Genomic DNA, 18607 nt, shown 5'->3' on the forward strand with positions numbered 1-18607 from the left:
AAATGGCAACCGGGTCAGAGCGGCCTCACGTGAAGGCAAGCGTCCGACCTGTCGAGCACTTCATCGACGGCAGGTTCCAGCCCAGCCAGGCCGGTGGCACCTTCGAGACCATCGACCCCGCCACCAACGAGGTGATCACGACTGTCGCCGAAGGACTTGAGGCGGACATCGACCTTGCAGTCAGAGCTGCCCGCAACGCATTCGAGGAAGGCCCCTGGCCCCGCCTGCGTGCCGCCGAGCGGGCTCGCTATCTGCGACGGATTGCCGAGCTGATCGAGGCGGCAGACACCGAGATCGCCGAGGTGGAGACGCTGGACACCGGGCTTCCCATCACCCAGGCCAAGGGCCAGGCCAAGCGGGCGGCGCAGAACTTCCACTTCTTCGCCGCCCAGATCGAGACCCTGGGCACGGCCTCCTACCAGACAGGGGATTTTCTCAACTACACGCTTCTGAAACCGGTCGGCGTGGCCGGTTTGATCACACCCTGGAACACCCCTTTCATGCTGGAGACCTGGAAGGTGGCGCCGTGCCTGGCCGCCGGCGACACCTGCGTGTTGAAGCCTGCCGAGTGGTCGCCGCTGAGCGCTTCGCGGTTGGCTGCCATCATCGCCGAGTCGGGCCTCCCTGAGGGCGTCTGCAATGTGGTTCACGGCTTCGGTGAGACGTGCGGCGCACCGCTGGTCGAGCACCCAGGCGTACAGCTCATCTCCTTCACCGGCGAGACCACCACCGGCAGCGCGATCATCGCCAACGGAGCGAAGACCTTGAAGCGCTGCTCGATGGAGCTGGGCGGCAAGTCTCCGGTGGTCGTCTTCGCCGACGCGGACCTGGAGCGGGCTGTGGACGCGGCAGTCTTCGGCGTCTTCTCCCTCAACGGCGAGCGCTGCACTGCCGGAACCCGGCTGCTCATCGAGGAGCCGATCTACGACGAGTTCGTGGAGCGCACAGCAGAGCGCGCGAGCCAGGTGCGGCTGGGTGATCCCTTCGACCCCGCCACGGAGCTGGGACCGCTGATCCACCGCGAACATTACGAGCGCGTGAAGAGCTACGTCGAGATCGGCCGCCAGGAGGGCCGGCTGCTCGCCGGCGGTGAGCGACCCCAGCACCTGGCCCAGGGCAACTACCTGCCCGCCACTCTCATCGCCGACGTCAAGCCGAAGGCGCGCGTCTTCCAGGAGGAGATCTTCGGCCCGGTGGTGGTGGCGACGCCCTTCAACGGCGAGGCGGAGGCGGTCAGGCTTGCCAACGACGTCCGCTACGGTCTGGCCGCCTACGTCTGGACTCGCGACCTGCAGCGGGGTCAGCGGGTGGCGCAGGCGATCGACTCAGGACTCGTCTGGCTGAACTCGCAGAACGTGCGCGACCTGCGCACTCCGTTCGGAGGCAGCAAGTGGAGCGGCATCGGGCGCGAGGGCGGCCACTACAGCTTCGAGTTCTACTGCGAGCTGCAGACCGTGCATGTGGCGCTTGGTGAGCACCCCATCCCCCGCTTTGGCACCGGCGGCTGATGGCCCAGCCAGGCGATCCCCAGGACTGGCTAGGCGCCCGCCGGGCGGCTCCCTTCGACATCGTGCGCGCCGCGCACGCCGAACTGCTGGTCACTGACCTCAGGCACTCGCGCGAGTTCTACGTCAACCTCCTGGGCTTCGTGGTGACCGAAGAGGATGACTCAGCCATCTACCTTCGCGGCTATGAGGACAGGCACCATCATTGCCTGGTGCTCCGCTCGGGACGCGTGGCGGCAGCCGGTCATCTCTCCTTCCTGGTTGCCTCTGAGGCCGAGCTGGAGCGCGCAGCCGACCACTACCGGGCGGCCGGCTGCTTCACGCGCTGGCTGGACGCGGGCGAGGAACGAGGTCAAGGTCGGGCGTTGCGCGTCCAGGATCGACTCGGCTGTCCGCTCGAGTTCTTCAGCCGGATGGAGAAGGTGCCCTGCCTGCTGCAGCGCTATCACCTTCAGCAGGGGGCGCGCATGCAGCGATTGGACCACTTCAACCTGCATGTGCCTGACGTGCAGCGGGCTTTCGACCTCTATCACGAACTCGGTTTCGGCTGCTCCGAGTACATCGGCGGCGATAGTGGCGACAGCACCATCTACGCGGCCTGGATGTTCCGCAAGCCGCATGTCCACGATGTGGCGCTCACAGCCGGCCGCGGTCCTCGGCTGCACCACCTGGGCTTCTGGGCGGCTGACAAGGATGCCATCCTCAACACCTGCGACGCGCTCGGCGGAGCGGGCTGGCAGGAGACTATCGAGCGTGGACCCGGCCGCCATGGGGTAAGTAACGCCTTCTACCTCTATCTCCGCGATCCTGATGGTCACCGCATCGAGCTCTACACGGCTGATTACTGGACTGGCGATCCCGATCTGGACCCGGTGCGCTGGAGCGTCAACGACGAGCAGCGCCGCAGCTTCTGGGGCCATACAGTGCCTGAGCGGTGGTACCTGGAGTCTTCCCTGCTCCAGGCGGCCGACGGCAGCACTGTGCCGGTCAGCGACCCAGCGGCGCAGGAACTCCGCCAGCCGCTACTTCCCCGCTGAAATCGGATCGGCGAAGCACTGCCCGCTAGCCGGTGACGTCGGGTCCGGTCCGCTCTCGGCTGATAAGCTGGCGGAACCGGCGGAACTGCGTTGTCCGACTGGTGGCAAGCGCCGCGCCACACACCACCAGCACAAAGCCGGCGGCCATGCCCAGGGTGAAGGTCTCACCGAGCACGAAGACCCCGAGTAGCGCCGCCACCGCTGGATTGATGTAGGTGATGACGCACAGGCCCGATCTCGGTGATCAGCGCGAAGAAGAGCAGAAACGCGACAGCGAAGCCGCCTCCGCGAGCCAGCGCGAAGGGAAGCAGGACCAGCGCGGCCAGCGTAGTACGCATGAAAACGAGCGTGGCCGGCGAGAGCTCGCTCACAGCTATCCGGATGAAGAAGTACGGAATGCCCCAGATCAGGGACATCGATGCGAACAGCAGGAGGCCGCGGCGCGTCAAGTAGACACCGCTCATTCCTACCGGCCGAGCCAACGCGGTTGTTCCGGACAAACTGAGATCGATGCCTAGCTGCTGAGTGTCAACCGGGTCGGGCGCAAGGGCACATCTGTGCCCGCGCAAACCAGGTCTGCCGCTGACTCTGCCAAGTCAACTGTGCGCATCGGCCGCGAGCAGTTGTAACCTGTCAGACACGGTTCAGACCACACCAAAAGCTGGAGGAGAAAAGCATGTTTGCTGACTTGTTGGAAGCTGTCATCCCGGGCGGCCTGTACATCGGTCTCGGAGTCGCCATTGGCGCTGCGTTCAGTGAGCGTCTGCGCCCTGTCGCCAAGCGTGCTGTAAAGGTGGGTATGACCGGCGCCGAGCGCCTGCAGGAGATCAGCGCGGAGGCGCTGGAGAAGGCTCAGGATCTGGTGGCGGAAGCGCGCTATGAGCAGGTCGCCGAACAGAAGGCTCCTGTGCGCCGCACCCGGGCCACTGCTCGTACCACCACCCCCCGGCGGCCGCGCCGCCGCACAGCGGCGGGCAACGCGCTGACCATCGCGCCGGAATAGTCTGTGGCGCCCCGAGCCGCCGAGCGCCCGCGGGCGCGGATCGAACACGCTGCGCATGGCCGCATCCGTGTCCGGATCGCCAAGGAAGACCGTGACCCTCAGCAGATCGAGCGGATCCGCTCCCATGTGGCGGAGATTGATGCGGTGGACGAGGTCCATGTCAACCAGCGCACAGGGTCGATTCTCATCCACTCGTCGAATGGACCGCGGGTGCGGGAGGGGCTGCAAACCGTGCTCGATCTGGCGCCCTTCGAGCGCCAGGCCCAGACGCAGGTCAACGCTCTCGTGGCGGCTGTCAGACTGGGTGACGACAGGCTCAAAGCAGCCAGTAAGGGACGTGTTTCCCTGCGCTGGGTTGTCCCCGCCGCCTTCTTCACCATCGGCGTGCGCCAGCTCATGAACACAGGTTTCACCATCGGCACTGTGCCGTGGTATGTGCTGCTCTACTACGGCGCCGATTCGTTTCTCAAGCTGTATCCCGAGCATGCACCGGCCACCAAACAAGGAGTAAGGAGGGAGCCCCTATGAAGAACAGCGGACCGATCAGTGTCCGAGTTGGTCCCATGAGCATGGACGTGCCCCGAACGGCGGGGTACTACGGCGGAGTTGGCTTGGCGCTTGCCTTCGGCCTCATCGAGTGGCCGGTGGCGGTCTTCATAGGGGCGATCCCAGCTGTGCAGATGCTGCGCCGGCAGGATCTTGGGCGGCCTGTCAACTTCGTAGTCCAGCTCTTCGAGGGAGCCGCCAAGCCCGTCGGCGGCGATGCCGAGGGCACTGTGGAACTGACCAGCACGCCTCGGCCGCTGCGCCGGGCGGCGCAGGCCGATCCGGCCGGTGCGGTCGCAGGAAAAGCCGGGGCCGCCGGTCGCGCCGCCCGCCGCGCAGCCGGCACTCGGAGCCGCCGCCGCGCCGCTGGAGGGGGCGCTGGTACCACCAGGCGCCGCCGCGCCGCAGCTGGGACCACCAGTGACGGGGCCGCCGGCGCCACCCGGACTCGCCGCCGGGCCGGAGCCAGCGACGCGACCACCGGCAACGGTAGGCGCCGCCGGCGGCCGACCGCGACGGCTGAGACCACAGCTGCACCCCGCCGCCGGGCCACACGGCGCAGCCCAGCGGCTCGGACCGCGACGCCAGAGGCAGGCGGCTCAGCAGGCGAGGGAGCGACGACTAGCTCTTAGCCGGCAGCCGGTTCTTCTGCAGCGGGCGCAGAGCGTTGGCTGCGGCGAGCACAGTGGAGCCGTTGTTCATGAGCGTCGCCGCCAACGGCGTCAGCTGCCCGGCGACTGCCAAGCCCATGCCAACTGTGTTGGGAAGGGCGACCAGGCCGATGTTCTGGCGCATGATGCCCATTGCCTCGCGCGACAACCGAACAGCAGTGGGCAGCGGCGCCAGATCCTCTGCGAGCAGGACGACGTCAGCCGTTTCACGCGCGAGGTGAGCCCCGTCTGGAACCGCTATGCCGACACTTGCCTCGGCCATGGCGTAGGCATCGTTTATGCCGTCGCCGACGACCGCGACGCCGTGGCCTTCAGCACGCAGCCGGCGGACCAACGCAACCTTGTCCTCGGGCAGCATGCCGCCGTGATACTCGTCCAGTCCCAGCTGCCTGGCGACAGCAGCGGCGGCGGAGCCTCGATCGCCGGTCGCCAGGATGAAGCCTTGGATGCCCAACCGCCGCAGGCTTGCCAGCACGTCCTTGGCGTTGCTGTCAACCCGGTCTCGCAGTGACATGCGCGCCACTGCGCGGCCGTCCACTGCCACTATGACCACTGAGGAGCCGGCGATCGAAGTGTCAGGACACGTGATCCCTTGCTGCGCCAGCAGTGCGGGCTGGCCCACCACCACCAGGTGCTCACCGACTCGGGAGATGACGCCGCCGCCGACCTGATACCGGACCTCGTGAGGCGTCTCAGCTCTGAGGCCATCAGCCTTGGCCGCGCGGCGGATGGCGGCAGCCATCGGGTGCTGGATCTGGCCCTCGGCAGCGGCGGCGAGGCGGAGCACCTCCTGCCGATCCAGGTCGGCCAGAAGCTCGATGGCTGCTACGCTCGGCCTGCCACTGGTCAGCGTCCCAGTCTTGTCGAAGATGATGGTGTCGACCTGGGCGAGCTCCTCGATCGCGCGTCCGTTCTTGAACAGCACCTTCTGGCGGGCGCCGGTGATCATGGTGGTGAGCACGGTCGTGGGGATGGAGACTCGGAAGCCGGTGCCATAGTCGATAATCAGGATGGACACCAGGCGGCCAACCTGCCCGGTCACCGCAAATGCGATCCCGCCGGTGGCCAGTACCGGCAGCACGAAGCGGTCGGCAATGCGATAGACCATGTCGGAGACCTTGGTGTCGGCGGCGATGGCGTCCTCCAGCGCTATGGCCAACTTGGCTGCGCGAGTTTCATCACCTGAAGCAAGGACCTCGATCAGCACGCGGCCGTCGTAAAGCGAGCTGCCAGCCAACACCTGGGCACTCGTGGCCACCCGGCGCGGCATCGCTTCGCCCGACCACGTCTTGTCGTCCAGGTCACCCAGACCTTCGATGACAACCCCGTCGACAGGCACCGACTCGCCGGCGTAGACGGAGATGCGGTCACCCGCCTTGACCTCCTCCAGCGGGATCATGCGTTCCTTACCAGCCTCATGGAGGCGGACCGCGCTGGGCGTCGTGCCGAGCCAGGAACGGAGAACGCGACGAGCTCGGCCCGAGGCTCGCCGCCGGATCCGCTCACCGGTCTCGATCAGACCGACCGAGACGCCTGCCGCCAGCACGTCGCCGCTGGCGAGCAGCAGGCCTACGGCCACTCCATCCAGCACGTCGATGTTTAGCTTCCGGCCGACCAGACCCCTGACCGCCCGCCGCGCGATTGGCAGCGCGCATGTGGCGATGACGAAAGAAGCAGGTGGCGCCGGGACCAGCAGGCCGGTGGTGAGAGATACGGCCGGGACCAGCATCTGCCGCCAGAGAGGCGTCGCCGGCGTGGCAGGCGCCTCGGCGTCTTGAGCGGCGGCAGGCAGCGCACTGAGCAGGTCGCCTGACTTGAGAGCGGGGTCGAACCGGACGACGAGGGAGCGGGAGCTCTCGCGCCAGCTCGCCGCCGAAACGGCGGGATGGGCCGCCATCCGGCGCGCCAGCTCTGCGCCGTGGGCCTGGTCTTCAGTCGCGACCTGAAAGCGCACCCGGCCGGGAATTGCATGAGCGATGCGGAGGCTGCGGGCCAACGGCGCAGGTCGCTGCCGAGCGCGCCGCGGGGCAGCGTCAGAGACCATGGAGGGACAAAACTTGATAGCGCAGAGTACAGCTAATATACCTGCGGCGATCCAGGAGCCCACGGCAGGAGAACCGGCAGCAGCAGCAGCAAGAGCGCTTCCGCCAGATTTCCGCTCAGGACAGCTACACCCAGGGCGGCGAAGTGTTCCAACCCTGAGCCCGCCACTTCGGGCAGGCCACGCCCCACGCGCCCGTTCGCCTGCTGGAGCAGCTCATCAAGCTCGACCGAGGGTAGGTACTCGACTGTCAGTGACCGATTGGCCGGCCGCCAGCGCACGCAGACCACTCCCGGATGGCCGGCCAACCGTTGCGCGAGCAACCGGCCGCTGGCGGCTCGATCCGCGCCGAAGCGCAGCCGGCATCGGCCCGGGAGCCGGTGCACCACCTCGATCCCGATCGGCTCCGAATGGGAAGCAAGCTGCATCCTGCTGGTAGCTTGCCGGACGGGCCCTTAAGGCTGGGCAAGCAGGGGGCTAAGAGTTGAGGTTGGGGAGCAGGGGTCGTACGGGCAGCGATCGGTTGGATGCGACCGCAGATTGGTTGAGATGGTTAGAACCATCGAGGCAACCGGACCCGTACTAACCACTGATGGAAACGCATAGTTGGGTTGCCAATGGCTGCTGAACTCGTGCAGCGAGGACGGTCGGTGTTCGCCCTGGCCATCGCGCTGCTCGTGATCGCCTGCGGTGGTGGCGGAGGCTCCTACTCATCGGGCTCCTCCGCCTCCACGGCTACCAGCCCCGCCGCGGCGCCGATTGTCAAGACCGCCACCAAGACGGTGGCGGGAACGTCACAGACCATCCTGGTCGATGGCAAAGGCTTGTCGCTCTACTACTTTGCTCCCGATTCCCAGGGCAAGGTGACTTGCGTCGGGCCATGCGCCAAGGCTTGGCCGCCTCTGCGGCTGGAGGCCGGCACCAGCCAGCCGGCAGCGGGCCCAGGTGTGACCGGCAAGCTGGGCACAATCCCCAACCCCGAGGGCGGCACCCAGGTCACCTACAACGGCTGGCCGCTGTATTACTACGCCATGGACAAGGACAGCGGCGACACCTACGGCCAGGGAGTCGGTGGAAAGTGGTTCGTGGTGAGTCCCAACCTTGCCCCGGGAACTTCGCCCACCGCCGGCGGCGGCTACTGACTGCTTGTAACCGACAGTCCATCAATCGGCATAGAGGCGGCGACTAGAATCAACCACGTGGCTGACTCGCGCTTCTCCGATTATCGGACCGACCCGCTGGTGCGCGAGATGCTGCGGGTGATAGGACAGGGCGGCCAACCGCAGCGGTCAGCTCAATCAATGCCTATCAATGTCTGGGAAGAGGGCGGCATGCTCATGCTCGAAGCGGCGATGCCTGGGCTCCGGCCCGAGGATGTGGAGGTCCTCTGCGCGGAGAATATGCTCACGATCCAGGCCGAGGTCACCAGCCCCGATCGTGACTACCTCCACCAGGAGCTGCCGGGCACCTGCTACTTCCGCCAGATCGCCATGCCGGCCGACTGCCTGCTGGAAGAGACCGCGGCTCAGGTCGAACACGGCCTGCTCACTCTCCGCGTGCCCAAGGCCACTCGCAAACACCCGGAACGGGTCAGGATCCAGGTGAATCGCGCCAGCGAGCCCGGTAAACCGAAACGGGCGGTTCAGGCCAGGAAGGTACCTGACCGCGCCGAGGAGTCCTGAGCCGCTCGCGCCGCAGCCTCCGGCCCGGCTCCCCCTGAGATGTCTCTGGATTTCCCGACCGCCCAGGATGAGTACCTGGGCTGGCTCGAGCTCGAGGCCAACCGCAGCCCCAACACAGTGCGGGCCTACCGCGGCGAGCTGAACCGCTTCCGCGAGTTCCTCAGCGAGCGCCGGCACAGCTTGCAGATGGATGAGCTGACCTACGAGGACCTGCGAGCTTATCAGCGCCATCTCGCTGCCTCTGTGCCACGTCCAGCCTCCAGGGCTCGCTCGCTCGTGGCCATCCGCTCCTGGCTCCGCTGGCTGGCCCGCGAGAACCTGATCCCAATCGACCTGTCCAACCGCATCACGCTGCCGAAGCTTGAACAGCGCCTGCCCAAACCGCTGCCGCCCGATGAGCTCTCCCATCTCCTGACCGCGCTGCCCAGGGTCACACCACTCGAGAAGCGCGATCGGGCGCTGGTGCACTTCCTCATCAGCACCGGCTGCCGGATTTCGGAAGCCCTGAGCCTGGACCGTACCGACGTCCCCAAGCAGGGCCACCGCCTGATCGTGACCGGCAAGGGCCAAAAGCAGCGCGCCGTGTACCTGACGGAGCAGGCGAAAGTGGCCCTGACTGATTACCTCGACGCGCGGGAGGATGCTTCGCTGGCGCTCTTCGTGAACTTCGACCGGGCGCGGGCAGCCCGCGGCGAGCGGCGGCTCACCGCTGACGGAGCGCGGCACATAGTCAACCGGGTGCGGCGGTCAGTCGGCGCCTGGGCCTTCAAGTCCCCCCATGTCGCCCGCCACACGGCGGCGACCAGCCTGCTGGAGGTGACTGGCGGCGACGTGCGGCTGGTGCAGGAGGTGCTGGGCCACGCGAACCTCAACACCTTGCAGGGCTACACCAAGATCGTCGACGCGCGCAAACAAGACGCGTATCAGCGCTACGAGCGCTACCTGGAAGAACTACCGCACGAGGGCTGAGCCGGCAAACCCAGGACTAATCGTCGTCCGGGTGGCCCATGAGTGCGTCCTGGATCTCGTAGAGGCACTCCATGGTCGCCAGCACCTCGTCGCCGCACTGATCACAGGCGGCCGTCGGCGGCGACGCCACCACGAGCGTCTTGACCGCCTCGGCGAGCGGTTTGGGGACCTCCGACTGGTCCGCCAGATTCAACCGCTCGAGCTGATCCAAAAGGCGGTCCAAGTAGCGCATCTTGTTGCGCTTGGCGTACTTCTCGGCCTGCTCCCGCTGCTGTGAGACTGTGACAGTCTCGATCGCCATCGACGCTTCTCGGATCATCGGCTGACCTCCGGCTGTGAACGATTGACTCGGACAGCCCTGTCCGTGTACTCCCGATTGATCTTCCGTGTCGGGCCGCCGGTTTGTCAAGAGTCTGGCTGATAAATAGGTGAAGTACAGTTCAGTCATCGCATCTTTGCAGACTTTTCCCGCGCAGCCGGCGCGAGTTCTTTCCACTCTCAGCAGCGCTCAGGTCACGGAGGTCGACCGCTTGGCACATGAGCGTTACGGGCTGGCCGTGTCCTGGCTGATGGAGGCCGCCGGCTGGCAGCTGGCCAGGCATTGCCCGGGTGGTACGTATGTAGTCTGCGGGCCCGGAAACAACGGTGGTGACGGCCTGGCTGCTGCTCGTCATCTCCACCGCTGGGGACGGCTTGCCGGCGTGGCGTTGGCCGAGCCCGAACGGCTCGGTCCGCTGCCGGCGGAGCAGCTGACGGCGCTGCGAGCGCTGGGAGTCAGTATCGACCCGGAGCCACGCTGGCGCGGCGCCAAAGTAGTGCTCGACGCCGTCTTTGGCACAGGCCTGCATCGAGCGCCAGAGGGCAGGCTCAAGTCGTGCCTGGAAGCCATCAACGGAGCGCGCCTCAAGGTGATCGCCGCTGATGTACCTTCTGGCCTTGATGCGGACAGCGGCGCCGCGCCAGGAATCGCCATCGAGGCCGCCATCACCGTGACTCTCGGCCTACCAAAGGCTGGCCTGCTGGCCGGGCGTGGTCCCGAGCTGGCGGGTGATGTGTGGCTGGCTGACATCGGCATCCCCTTCGCGGCCTACGCCGCAGTGGGCGCCGACGTCCCGCCGCACCTGTTTGCAATGCACGACACGCTTCAGCTCTCGGCGCTGCGTTTATGAGCTGCGACGTCAACTGGGATCGAGGCATCTCGGTCGTCGGCCATCAGCTCTGGCTGGATCCGCAGGTGGTGCGGGAGCTCGCGTTCGTGTCACATGCCCACTCCGACCACGCTCGTCGCCACCGCCGAGCTCTGCTGACCGAGCCAACCCTGGCCCTTCTCAGCCAGCATCGGCGCCCGCATGACGTGGAAGTGGTGCCGCTGGGCGAGACGGTGGTGGTGGACGGGGCCAGGGTGACCCTGCATGACGCGGGCCACATGTTGGGCTCGGCGATGCTGCTCTTCGAGCAGCCTGGCAGGAGCCTGCTCTACACAGGTGACATGAAGCTCCGGCGCCCCGCAGGGCTGTCCACCGCTGTGCCCCGGGCGCAGGCCCTGGTGGTGGAGAGCACCTACGGCCTGCCGCATTTCCGCTTCCCCGAGCCGGACTCGGTCGTCGCGGAGCTGGCCCTCTGGTGCCGTCAGGCCATAGCGGGCGGCGCGACCCCTGTCATCCTTGCCCAGGCCCTGGGCAAGGCGCAGGAGGTGATGCTGTTGCTCGGCCGCCTGGGCTTTCGGTTCGCCCTCGAAGAACGCTGCCTTCCCTTCGCCCGCGGCTATGAGGCGGCTGGTGTAAAGCTGCCCGAATGGGCTGAGCTGAGCCAGGTCGAGGAACGCTTGGAGGACAGGGTGGTGCTCATGCCTCCTGCCGGCAAGCAGGCTCTCCGGCGCCTTGCGCGCTACCGCACGGCCCTCGTCTCCGGCTGGGCCAAGGATCCCCAGTTCGCCCGCCTCTTCGGGGCCGACAGCAGCTTTCCGCTCTCCGACCACTGCGACTTCGACGAGCTGCTGGAGGTGGTCCGTCTCTCTGGCGCGGAGCACGTCTACACGGTCCACGGCTACGCGGATGAGCTCGCTCGGCACCTCCGCCGGCGGGGAGTGCGGGCGCACGCGCTGGCCCGGACCGAGCAGCTGGCGCTGGCGATCTGAGCGACCACTTCCAGGCGATCGCCGGCAGCTACGCGGCACTCCGGCCGCTGAGCGAACAGGACTCGAGGCGCCTGCAGCTGATGCTTGAACGTTGTCCGCTGCCCGCCGCCCCGGCGATCGTGGAGATCGGCTGCGGACCGGGCAAGCTGCTGAAGGCTGCCGCCGAGCTGACGAACGCGGCCTCAGTTATCGGCATCGACCCTGAGCGCAATATGCTGGCCCAGGCGGACGGCTTCGAGGCTCGCCTGGGCCGCGCCGAAGCGCTGCCGCTGCCCAGCGCGAGCGCGGATCTTGCCTTCAGCTCGCTGGCGCTGCACCTGATCCCGGACTGGCCGGCGGCCGCAGCGGAGGTTCATCGGGTGCTGAAACCAGGCGGTTGGAGCGCCACCTGGACGCTGACGCCTGAGCATGTCGGGGGACATGTGCTGAACCGCTGGTTCCCCTCGCTGCCCGGCGCAGACCTGCCTCGCTTCCGGTCCCCTGAGCGGTGGCTGCAAGCGCTGACCCGGGCGGGCTTTCTGTGGGCCGTCGAGGAGCAGGTGCGAATGCGGCGCCAGACTACAGTCCGGCGCCTGGCCGAGAGCGTGCGGTCCCGCTACATCTCGACCCTGGCGCTGCTCCCGGAAAAGGAGTTCGAGGCGGGCGCCAATCAGCTGGAGCAGCTCGCCCGGGAGACGCCGGAAGCCGTGATCGAATACGAGATGATCTGGTGCCTCATGTGCTCTCAGCGCACCTGAGTCGGCCAGTCGGACATCTTGTGCCGCCCGGCTCGACGGTTGCCTAACGCAGGGCCCAGCCGGCCTTACTGAGGGCCGTCCGCAGAGAGGTATCGCGGGCGGCGTCCCGGCTCAGCGCCTGCAGCAAACTGTCGACCCAGTCGGCGGGATCGGACTCCGGGCTCAGGCGAAGGCCCACCTTTTGGAGCCGCGCCTCGAACGTCTGCTCCGCCGCCACCACGCTGAAGCGCTTCAGCCGATTGTGATTCAGCACCGCCCGGCGCGCCCTGCCGCGGGGCAGCTTTTCCGTCAGATAGACCAGCAACCGCTCAGGGTCCGCGGAGCTATCGGCCAGCGGCGAACGGCAGAAAGCGCAGGCGCCGTGCAGAGGCAGGGCAGGGGCGGCGCACACCTCGCAGGTGGGCTGGCTCATTCCGTGTAGCGGAGGATCACGTCGTCCTCCCGGCGGCGCTCCTCCCTGTACAGGTGGCAGTCCTCGTAGTTGCGGACACAGATCGGGGGAGACTCGTGGAGGCTGACCTTGTGGTGGCTCTGGTGATCGACGTGGCAGTCGAAGCGGTAGCGCCGCAGCATCAGCTGCCGCTCTTTCACCAGCTCCTCCAGATACGGACAGCGGCGCACCGAACCTACGATAAGGAACGGTGCTTCAGTTCGCGCAGACCGCTGAGCAGATCGGCGCGACGGGTTCCACGCTGGAGAAGGGTCGCGTCCTGGCCGAGTATCTCAGCACACTCCAGAGTGATGACCTGAGCCGCGCGGTCCTCTGGATGAGCGGCCAGCCCTACGGCCGCTCGCAGAGATACCGCTTGAACCTGGGCTGGAAGGCCATCGCACAGGCGGTCAGCGAACTGTCGGACCTCTCTTCCGCCGAGCTGAGTGCCCTCTACCTGAAGCATTCCGACCTCGGCGACTGGGGCCAGGAGGCGCTGGCGGGCCGAAGCGGCGGCGAGCAGGTCAGCCTGGGCGAGATAGCCGCCGGCTTCGACGCCATCCGGCTTGCTAAGAGCGCGGCCCAAAAACAGCGCTGCCTGCAGGCGCTTCTGGCCCGGCTGGAACCACTTCAAGTCAAGTACGTGCTCAAGATCCTGAGTCTGGAGATGCGAATAGGCATGCAGGAAGGTCTGGTCGAAGCGGCTCTGGCGCGGGCCTTCGACGTGCCGCTGGCGGCGGTACAGCGCACGCACATGCTGACCGGCGATCTCGGCGTGACAGCTCTTCGCTGCCAGGTGGGCGACCTTGAGAAAGGCGAGCTGCAGCTCTTTCAGCCGGTGCGCTTCATGCTCGCCAGTCCGGTCGAAACGGCTGCTGAAGCCTTCGCCAGGATGCGCACGCCTGTGCTCTGGACGGAGGAGAAGTACGACGGCGTTCGCTGCCAGCTGCATCTGTCTCGCGATGGCCGCTGCGAGCTCTTCAGCCGCGACCTGAAGGAGACGACTGCCGCCTTTCCCGAGGTGGTCGAGGCTGCGGCCGGCGCTGGCCATGAACTGCTGATCGACGGCGAGATCCTGGCCCATCGCGGCGACCGAGTGCTGCCGTTCTCCCAACTCCAGCGGCGGCTGGGCCGGAAGCTGGTCAGTCGCAAGCTGCGCCTGGAGGCGCCTGTCGTGCTGGTCGCCTTCGACCTGCTCTGGCTGGATGGCGAACCGCTTCTCGACCTGCCGCTGGCCGAGCGCCGGCGGCGGCTGGAGGCCCTCGGCCTCGCGTGGCCGTTCCTCCTTGCCCGGCTGGAAGATGCGGCGGATCCGCCGCACCTGGACCAGATCTTCGCCGAGACGCGGGAGCGCGGCAACGAGGGGCTGATGCTGAAGGACCCGCAGAGCCCTTACACGCCTGGCCGCCGCGGCCTGGCCTGGCTCAAGCTGAAGCGGCCCCTGGCTTCACTCGACGTGGTGGTCACAGCCGTCGAATGGGGGCACGGCAAGCGGCGTCAGGTCCTCTCCGACTACACCTTCGCGGTTCGCACCGAGGACGGCCGCCTGCTCAACGTCGGCAAGGCCTACACCGGGCTCACCGACCGCGAGATCGAGACTATGACCAAGCACTTCCTCGCTCAGACCATCTCCGAGCACGGCCGCACCCTTGTCGTGAAGCCGGAGGTGGTCTTGGAGGTGACCTTCGACGCCCTCCAGCGCTCCAACCGCCACCGCAGCGGCTACGCCATGCGCTTTCCGCGCATCGTCCGCCTGCGGCCTGACAAGCCGGCGAGCGAGATCGACACTCTCGGCCGGGTCGAGGAGCTCTACAGCCGCTACTTCGAGCGCGAGGTGCCGCTGGCCGAAGTCGCGACAGGACCCGGCCTGGCGGAAGCGGCGGCGGAGGTGGCGGGAGAAGATTCTGCCGGGGACGGCAGGTGAAGCTGACCTTCATGGGCACTGCCGGCGCCCGCTTCATGGTGGCCAAGCAGCTCGCAGCTTCGGGCGGGCTCTACCTGGAGGCGGGCGGCACCCGACTGGCCCTCGATCCAGGGCCAGGCGCTGTCGTGCAGTACGCAAAGCGCAAGGTCGACCTGACCAAGCTCGGCGGCATCATGCTCAGCCACAAGCACCTGGACCACTCCTGCGACATCAACGTGATGATCGAGGGCATGACGGAAGGCGGCTTTTGCTCCCGCGGCTCCGTCTTCTGCCCCTCGGACGCATTGGACGAAGACCCGGTCATCCTGAACTACCTGCGCGGTTTTCCCCACGAACTGGTGAGGCTGGAGCCCGACTGTGCCTACCAGCTGGGCGAGCTGAGCTTTCACAGCACCCGCCGCCACGTGCACGGCGTGGAGACCTACGGCTTCCGCTTCCGGACGCTCGGCGCTGACCGGGACCAGCTGGGCTGGGTGACTGACTCCAAGTTCTATGAAGGCATTGCCGAAGACCACCGGGCGGAGGTCATGCTGATTCACACAGTGCTGACGGAGAGCCGGCCAGACCTGCCGCATTTGGGACTGGACGACGCGGAGCGCATCATCCGGGAGGCGAAGCCGCGCTTGGCGGTCATCAGCCACTTCGGCATGGGCGTGTGGCGAGCCCGACCCTGGGAGGTGGCGGCCGCCATGAGCCAGCGAGTCGGCAGCGAGGTGAAGGCCGCCCGCGACGGCATGACACTAGAGCTCTAACGCTCTGCGCCTGCCTCCCCTTGCCATGTGCTGCCGCTTGGAGCTTCGAAGCGGGAGACCTGCTTACCTCGCCCCAACGTCAGGTCGATAGGCCGGGTTCATCCCGGTCGGTACCGGACGTCCACTTAGCCACAGCCTGCCTCCCCGTGCCCGTTCCCTTGCCCGCTATCCGGCTACCGCCAGGGGAGGCGTCTCGATCAGACCATCGATGAGGCCATATTCGATCGACTCCTCGGGTGACATGTAGAAGTCGCGCTCGGTGTCGCGCTCGATCCGCTCCAGCGGCTGACCCGTGTGGTACGCGATGAGATCGTTCATCTCCGCCTTGATTCGGATGATCTCGCGGGCGTGGATGTCCAAGTCGGTGGCCTGACCGGTGATGCCCTGACCGGCGATCAGTGGCTGATGCAGGTGGATGCGGGTCGAAGGAAGGGCAAAGCGCTTACCCTTCTCGCCGGCCATCAGTAGCACCGTGCCAAAGCTGGCAGCCCGGCCGATGGCGATGGTGGAGATGGGTGGCGAGACGAACTGCATGGTGTCGTAGATGGCGAAGCCGGAGGCCACCGAGCCCCCCGGAGAGTTGATGAACATCTGGATCTCCTTCTCGGGATCCTCAGCGGCGAGAAAGATAAGCTGGGCCACTATCAAGTTGGCCATCGTGTCGTCGATCTGGCGCCCGACTATGACTATCCTGTCTCGCAGCAGGCGAGAGTAGATGTCGAACGAGCGTTCGCGGTTGCCGCCCTCGTTCTCGATCACAGTCGGCACCCAGGCCAGAGGTTCCATCCCCGTCACTATATTGCCGAAGCCGAGCTTCCCAGCTCCTGCCGATTGCTCTGCCGCCCCCGGTCGTCGGCCCGCAGCCCCGTTGTCCGGTCAGGACACTTAGGCTTTGCCGAGTGACAGCCAGCCGGTCGGCCGCCCAGATCCTTACCGCCAAGGACTTCTTCGCCGCGGTGCAGGTGAAGCTGGCCGGCCGGCTGCCGGCCCAACTTCGGGGCTTCGACTCCCGGCCCGGGCCCCGTCTGCTGAAGTTCGACTACGGTCATCGCGAAACGCACTTCGAGGTCTGGCACCATCGAGCCATCGGCAGGTTGGAGGTCGGCCTCCATTTCGAAGGCGACAGGGCCCTGAACGATCGAGCGCGCGAGTTCTTCCGCGCCCATATGGTGCAGGTCAAGGGCACGCTGCCGCGGGCGGAGCTGGAGCCGTGGGACAGGGGCTGGTCACGCCTGTATGAGACGCTGCCGGGGACCGAGCTGAGCGACCAGCTGCTGGACCAGGCGAGCGATCTGCTGGCCGCCTACATTGGCACGCTGGAACCGTTGCTGGAAAACTTCTGGGAGGCCTGATGCCCCTTCTCCGCCCGAACGACGCTCGCGACCTCTTCCCCATCACGCGCCAGTGTCTCTACCTGAACCACGCCGGCAACGCGCCGCTCTCGGAGCGGGCTCGGGCGGCGCTGGAGGAGCTGACTGAGCAACTGACCAGCCGGCCCTACCGCGCCGGCCACAGCCAGGAGCTGGCCGAGGAGGTCCGCTCGGCCCTTTCCCGGCTGGTCGGCGCCGAGCCCGACACCCTGGCGCTTGTCAGGAGCACCGCTCACGGCCTCTCGCTCCTGGCGGGGGGTCTGAACTGGCACGCCGGCGACAACGTGGTGGGAGCCCGCGGCGAGTACCCGGCCAACCTCTATCCCTGGCTCTCCCTGCGCGAGCGGGGGGTCGAGTTCCGCTTGGTCGAGCCTGAGGCAGGCCGGATCACGCCCAACGCGGTCCTCTCCCTGGTGGACGAGCGCACGCGCGTGGTGGCGCTCAGCCATGTCCAGTTCTGGAACGGCTACCGGCTGGACCTGGCTCAGATCGGCGCCGAGCTGGACCGGCGCGGCGTCATCTTTGCCGTGGACTTGATCCAATCGGCTGGAGCGCTGCAGCTTGATTTGGACCGCCTGCCTGTCGACTTCGCCGCGGCGGGCGGCTACAAGTGGCAACTCGGTCCGATCGGCATGGGCTTCTGTTACTGCCGGCCCGAGCTCGTTCGCAAGCTCAGTCCGGTGCTGGTCGGCACCGGCAGCGTGACCAGCCCCTTCGAGTACTTCCAGCCGCGTTACGAGCCGGCGGCCACCGCCCGCCGCTTCGAGGAGTCAGCTCTCTCGCTCCTGGATCTGACCGGCTACCTGGCCGGCCTGCAGATCCTTCTGGACGCCGGTCCGGCGCAGGTGGAGGAGCGCGTACTGGGCCTGGCCGCCCGCCTCCGCGAAGGCCTGGACGGTCTCGGCTACGAGCTGGTGGAACCCTGGCCCCGCGCGCCCGGAGAGTGCTCAGGCATAGTCAGCTTTCGGCGCCCCGGTTCGCCCGCCTCAGCAGTCTGGCGGGAGCTGACTGCGGCCGGCATCGTGTCGCGCCTGCACGGCGATCTGGTCAGACTCTCGCCGCACTTCTACAACCTGGAGCGGGAGATGGACAGAGTGCTGGAGGTGCTGGCGCCGTTGGAGGTTCGCTGAGTGAAGCTGGAAGCGCTGGAGATGACGCCGGAGCTTGACGGCTACCTCCAATCTTTGCTGCCGCCGAGCAGCGGTGTGCTGGCGCGCCTTGAGAAGGAGTTGGAAAGCAACAATCTGCCAGCCATCGGCCCTGCGGTCGGCCGTCTTCTCGCCCTGCTGCTCCGGATGAACCGCTGCGTCGACGTGCTCGAGCTCGGGACTGCCGCCGGGTACAGCGCCCTCTGGCTGGCCAACGGCTGCGGCGGCCGCGTGCTGAGCTTGGAGCTGGATCCAGAGCGAGCCCGGCTGGCGCGTGCCAACATCGCCGAAGCGGGCCTGGCTGACCGGATCGAGGTGGTGGAGGCGGATGCGCTGGAGTACCTGGAGGGCATGGCGGTCGAAGTCGACGCGATCTTTAACGACCTCCTCAACTCTTTTCCCGACGAGGCGGCGGCGGAGCGCTCGTTCCGGCTTTCCTTCAAGCGGCTGCGCCCGGGCGGACTGCTGCTAGCTGACAACGCGCTGCGCCGGGGCGAGGTGGTGGATCCCCGGTCGCGCGGCGCTCGGAACGTCGCGCGCTACAACCAGCTGGTGGCCGACGAACCGAGTCTGGAGAGCGTCATCGTGCCGCTGCGGGACGGCGTTTCCCTCGCGCGCAAGGCAGACCTGGCGCTGCCCACCGTCTGACGCCCGG

Annotated in this window: 24 protein-coding genes; 16 read left to right on the plus strand and 8 right to left on the minus strand. The window is 67.1% G+C overall.

Annotation, left to right across the window (positions count from 1 at the left end):
* The first annotated feature begins 2 nt into the window (after positions 1 to 2).
* Positions 3 to 1508, plus strand: a complete 1506-nt coding sequence (gene hpaE, locus ACR2MZ_RS06585) for a 5-carboxymethyl-2-hydroxymuconate semialdehyde dehydrogenase (protein ID WP_434004269.1) — start codon at positions 3 to 5, stop codon at positions 1506 to 1508.
* A complete protein-coding gene (gene hpaD / locus ACR2MZ_RS06590; RefSeq protein WP_434004270.1) occupies positions 1508 to 2542 on the plus strand; it encodes a 3,4-dihydroxyphenylacetate 2,3-dioxygenase in 1035 nt (344 codons plus the stop codon). The genes hpaE and hpaD overlap by 1 nt, the downstream gene beginning before the upstream one ends.
* Positions 2543 to 2567: 25 nt before the next feature.
* On the opposite strand, the gene ACR2MZ_RS06595 is transcribed toward hpaD, so the two are convergent.
* Together ACR2MZ_RS06595 and ACR2MZ_RS06600 are read right to left on the minus strand one after the other, a co-directional pair.
* Positions 2568 to 2741 carry a hypothetical protein gene (locus ACR2MZ_RS06595; RefSeq protein WP_434004271.1) on the minus strand — a complete coding sequence of 58 codons (174 nt, stop codon included), beginning with the start codon at positions 2739 to 2741 and terminating at the stop codon, positions 2568 to 2570.
* Positions 2707 to 3006, minus strand: coding sequence for an EamA family transporter (locus ACR2MZ_RS06600; RefSeq protein WP_434004272.1), 300 nt, complete (start codon positions 3004 to 3006; stop codon positions 2707 to 2709). The genes ACR2MZ_RS06595 and ACR2MZ_RS06600 overlap by 35 nt, the downstream gene beginning before the upstream one ends.
* A 212-nt stretch (positions 3007 to 3218) precedes the next feature.
* On the opposite strand from ACR2MZ_RS06600, the gene ACR2MZ_RS06605 reads away from it, so the two are divergent.
* From ACR2MZ_RS06605 to ACR2MZ_RS06615, 3 genes are read left to right on the plus strand one after another with little or no spacing between them, the layout of a single operon-like run.
* On the plus strand, positions 3219 to 3545 hold the full coding sequence (locus ACR2MZ_RS06605) for a hypothetical protein (protein WP_434004273.1): 327 nt from the start codon (positions 3219 to 3221) through the stop codon (positions 3543 to 3545).
* A gap of 3 nt (positions 3546 to 3548) precedes the next feature.
* Positions 3549 to 4073, plus strand: coding sequence for an HMA2 domain-containing protein (locus ACR2MZ_RS06610; RefSeq protein WP_434004274.1), 525 nt, complete (start codon positions 3549 to 3551; stop codon positions 4071 to 4073).
* Entirely contained in the window at positions 4070 to 4723 is a 654-nt protein-coding gene (locus ACR2MZ_RS06615) for a hypothetical protein (RefSeq protein WP_434004275.1), read from the plus strand. The genes ACR2MZ_RS06610 and ACR2MZ_RS06615 overlap by 4 nt, the downstream gene beginning before the upstream one ends.
* On the opposite strand, the gene ACR2MZ_RS06620 is transcribed toward ACR2MZ_RS06615, so the two are convergent.
* Both ACR2MZ_RS06620 and ACR2MZ_RS06625 read right to left on the minus strand, forming a co-directional pair.
* Entirely contained in the window at positions 4713 to 6758 is a 2046-nt protein-coding gene (locus ACR2MZ_RS06620) for a heavy metal translocating P-type ATPase (RefSeq protein WP_434004276.1), read from the minus strand. The two genes, ACR2MZ_RS06615 and ACR2MZ_RS06620, sit on opposite strands and share 11 nt — an antisense overlap.
* Before the next feature lie 80 nt (positions 6759 to 6838).
* Complete coding sequence (locus ACR2MZ_RS06625) at positions 6839 to 7231, minus strand: hypothetical protein (RefSeq protein WP_434004277.1); 393 nt, start codon at positions 7229 to 7231, stop codon at positions 6839 to 6841.
* Positions 7232 to 7420: 189 nt separating this feature from the next.
* Here ACR2MZ_RS06625 and ACR2MZ_RS06630 point away from each other — a divergent pair, with 189 nt between their 5' ends.
* From ACR2MZ_RS06630 to ACR2MZ_RS06640, 3 genes are read left to right on the plus strand one after another with little or no spacing between them, the layout of a single operon-like run.
* Entirely contained in the window at positions 7421 to 7945 is a 525-nt protein-coding gene (locus ACR2MZ_RS06630) for a COG4315 family predicted lipoprotein (protein ID WP_434004278.1), read from the plus strand.
* Between the two features lie 57 nt (positions 7946 to 8002).
* Positions 8003 to 8485 carry an Hsp20/alpha crystallin family protein gene (locus ACR2MZ_RS06635; RefSeq protein ID WP_434004279.1) on the plus strand — a complete coding sequence of 161 codons (483 nt, stop codon included), beginning with the start codon at positions 8003 to 8005 and terminating at the stop codon, positions 8483 to 8485.
* 39 nt (positions 8486 to 8524) lie between these two features.
* Positions 8525 to 9454: a tyrosine-type recombinase/integrase gene (locus ACR2MZ_RS06640; protein ID WP_434004280.1), complete on the plus strand. Its 930-nt coding sequence runs from the start codon at positions 8525 to 8527 to the stop codon at positions 9452 to 9454.
* Between the two features lie 16 nt (positions 9455 to 9470).
* Here ACR2MZ_RS06640 and ACR2MZ_RS06645 read toward each other — a convergent pair whose 3' ends face one another.
* Positions 9471 to 9773, minus strand: a complete 303-nt coding sequence (locus tag ACR2MZ_RS06645; RefSeq protein WP_434004281.1) for a hypothetical protein — start codon at positions 9771 to 9773, stop codon at positions 9471 to 9473.
* Between the two features lie 109 nt (positions 9774 to 9882).
* Here ACR2MZ_RS06645 and ACR2MZ_RS06650 point away from each other — a divergent pair, with 109 nt between their 5' ends.
* From ACR2MZ_RS06650 to ACR2MZ_RS06660, 3 genes are all read left to right on the plus strand, one after another.
* The gene (locus ACR2MZ_RS06650) at positions 9883 to 10623 is read left to right on the plus strand and encodes an NAD(P)H-hydrate epimerase (RefSeq protein ID WP_434004282.1); all 741 of its coding nucleotides are present in this window, start codon (positions 9883 to 9885) and stop codon (positions 10621 to 10623) included.
* Entirely contained in the window at positions 10620 to 11591 is a 972-nt protein-coding gene (locus ACR2MZ_RS06655; RefSeq protein ID WP_434004283.1) for an MBL fold metallo-hydrolase RNA specificity domain-containing protein, read from the plus strand. The genes ACR2MZ_RS06650 and ACR2MZ_RS06655 overlap by 4 nt, the downstream gene beginning before the upstream one ends.
* A 71-nt stretch (positions 11592 to 11662) precedes the next feature.
* On the plus strand, positions 11663 to 12328 hold the full coding sequence (locus ACR2MZ_RS06660) for a class I SAM-dependent methyltransferase (protein ID WP_434004305.1): 666 nt from the start codon (positions 11663 to 11665) through the stop codon (positions 12326 to 12328).
* A gap of 43 nt (positions 12329 to 12371) precedes the next feature.
* Here ACR2MZ_RS06660 and ACR2MZ_RS06665 read toward each other — a convergent pair whose 3' ends face one another.
* Together ACR2MZ_RS06665 and ACR2MZ_RS06670 are read right to left on the minus strand one after the other, a co-directional pair.
* Positions 12372 to 12740, minus strand: coding sequence for a hypothetical protein (locus ACR2MZ_RS06665; protein ID WP_434004284.1), 369 nt, complete (start codon positions 12738 to 12740; stop codon positions 12372 to 12374).
* Complete coding sequence (locus ACR2MZ_RS06670) at positions 12737 to 12949, minus strand: hypothetical protein (protein ID WP_434004285.1); 213 nt, start codon at positions 12947 to 12949, stop codon at positions 12737 to 12739. Before ACR2MZ_RS06670 ends, ACR2MZ_RS06665 begins: the two co-directional genes overlap by 4 nt.
* A gap of 20 nt (positions 12950 to 12969) precedes the next feature.
* Between ACR2MZ_RS06670 and ACR2MZ_RS06675 the strand changes: the two genes are divergently transcribed.
* Together ACR2MZ_RS06675 and ACR2MZ_RS06680 are read left to right on the plus strand one after the other, a co-directional pair.
* Positions 12970 to 14682: an ATP-dependent DNA ligase gene (locus tag ACR2MZ_RS06675; protein WP_434004286.1), complete on the plus strand. Its 1713-nt coding sequence runs from the start codon at positions 12970 to 12972 to the stop codon at positions 14680 to 14682.
* Positions 14679 to 15434, plus strand: a complete 756-nt coding sequence (locus ACR2MZ_RS06680; RefSeq protein ID WP_434004287.1) for an MBL fold metallo-hydrolase — start codon at positions 14679 to 14681, stop codon at positions 15432 to 15434. The genes ACR2MZ_RS06675 and ACR2MZ_RS06680 overlap by 4 nt, the downstream gene beginning before the upstream one ends.
* Before the next feature lie 165 nt (positions 15435 to 15599).
* Here ACR2MZ_RS06680 and ACR2MZ_RS06685 read toward each other — a convergent pair whose 3' ends face one another.
* Positions 15600 to 16220 carry an ATP-dependent Clp protease proteolytic subunit gene (locus tag ACR2MZ_RS06685; protein ID WP_434004288.1) on the minus strand — a complete coding sequence of 207 codons (621 nt, stop codon included), beginning with the start codon at positions 16218 to 16220 and terminating at the stop codon, positions 15600 to 15602.
* A gap of 113 nt (positions 16221 to 16333) precedes the next feature.
* On the opposite strand from ACR2MZ_RS06685, the gene ACR2MZ_RS06690 reads away from it, so the two are divergent.
* Genes ACR2MZ_RS06690 through ACR2MZ_RS06700 form a run of 3 tightly spaced genes read left to right on the plus strand, consistent with a single transcriptional unit; the run spans position 16334 to position 18600 of the window.
* Positions 16334 to 16786, plus strand: coding sequence for a hypothetical protein (locus ACR2MZ_RS06690; protein ID WP_434004289.1), 453 nt, complete (start codon positions 16334 to 16336; stop codon positions 16784 to 16786).
* Positions 16786 to 17934 carry an aminotransferase class V-fold PLP-dependent enzyme gene (locus ACR2MZ_RS06695; protein ID WP_434004290.1) on the plus strand — a complete coding sequence of 383 codons (1149 nt, stop codon included), beginning with the start codon at positions 16786 to 16788 and terminating at the stop codon, positions 17932 to 17934. Before ACR2MZ_RS06690 ends, ACR2MZ_RS06695 begins: the two co-directional genes overlap by 1 nt.
* Positions 17935 to 18600 carry an O-methyltransferase gene (locus tag ACR2MZ_RS06700; protein ID WP_434004291.1) on the plus strand — a complete coding sequence of 222 codons (666 nt, stop codon included), beginning with the start codon at positions 17935 to 17937 and terminating at the stop codon, positions 18598 to 18600.
* Positions 18601 to 18607 lie beyond the last annotated feature (7 nt).

Source organism: Candidatus Dormiibacter sp. (genome assembly GCF_050999135.1).
In the GTDB taxonomy this organism is placed as follows: domain Bacteria; phylum Chloroflexota; class Dormibacteria; order Dormibacterales; family Dormibacteraceae; genus Dormiibacter; species Dormiibacter spiritus.

Excerpts from the sequence above, each read along its gene's own strand:
- hpaE (WP_434004269.1), top strand. The coding sequence starts at position 3 with ATGGCAACCGGGTCAGAGCGGCCTCACGTGAAGGCAAGCGTCCGACCT.
- hpaD (WP_434004270.1), top strand. The coding sequence starts at position 1,508 with ATGGCCCAGCCAGGCGATCCCCAGGACTGGCTAGGCGCCCGCCGGGCG.
- ACR2MZ_RS06600 (WP_434004272.1), bottom strand. The coding sequence starts at position 3,006 with ATGAGCGGTGTCTACTTGACGCGCCGCGGCCTCCTGCTGTTCGCATCG.
- ACR2MZ_RS06605 (WP_434004273.1), top strand. The coding sequence starts at position 3,219 with ATGTTTGCTGACTTGTTGGAAGCTGTCATCCCGGGCGGCCTGTACATC.
- ACR2MZ_RS06615 (WP_434004275.1), top strand. The coding sequence starts at position 4,070 with ATGAAGAACAGCGGACCGATCAGTGTCCGAGTTGGTCCCATGAGCATG.
- ACR2MZ_RS06625 (WP_434004277.1), bottom strand. The coding sequence starts at position 7,231 with ATGCAGCTTGCTTCCCATTCGGAGCCGATCGGGATCGAGGTGGTGCAC.
- ACR2MZ_RS06630 (WP_434004278.1), top strand. The coding sequence starts at position 7,421 with ATGGCTGCTGAACTCGTGCAGCGAGGACGGTCGGTGTTCGCCCTGGCC.
- ACR2MZ_RS06640 (WP_434004280.1), top strand. The coding sequence starts at position 8,525 with ATGTCTCTGGATTTCCCGACCGCCCAGGATGAGTACCTGGGCTGGCTC.
- ACR2MZ_RS06645 (WP_434004281.1), bottom strand. The coding sequence starts at position 9,773 with ATGATCCGAGAAGCGTCGATGGCGATCGAGACTGTCACAGTCTCACAG.
- ACR2MZ_RS06655 (WP_434004283.1), top strand. The coding sequence starts at position 10,620 with ATGAGCTGCGACGTCAACTGGGATCGAGGCATCTCGGTCGTCGGCCAT.
- ACR2MZ_RS06665 (WP_434004284.1), bottom strand. The coding sequence starts at position 12,740 with ATGAGCCAGCCCACCTGCGAGGTGTGCGCCGCCCCTGCCCTGCCTCTG.
- ACR2MZ_RS06685 (WP_434004288.1), bottom strand. The coding sequence starts at position 16,220 with ATGGAACCTCTGGCCTGGGTGCCGACTGTGATCGAGAACGAGGGCGGC.
- ACR2MZ_RS06695 (WP_434004290.1), top strand. The coding sequence starts at position 16,786 with ATGCCCCTTCTCCGCCCGAACGACGCTCGCGACCTCTTCCCCATCACG.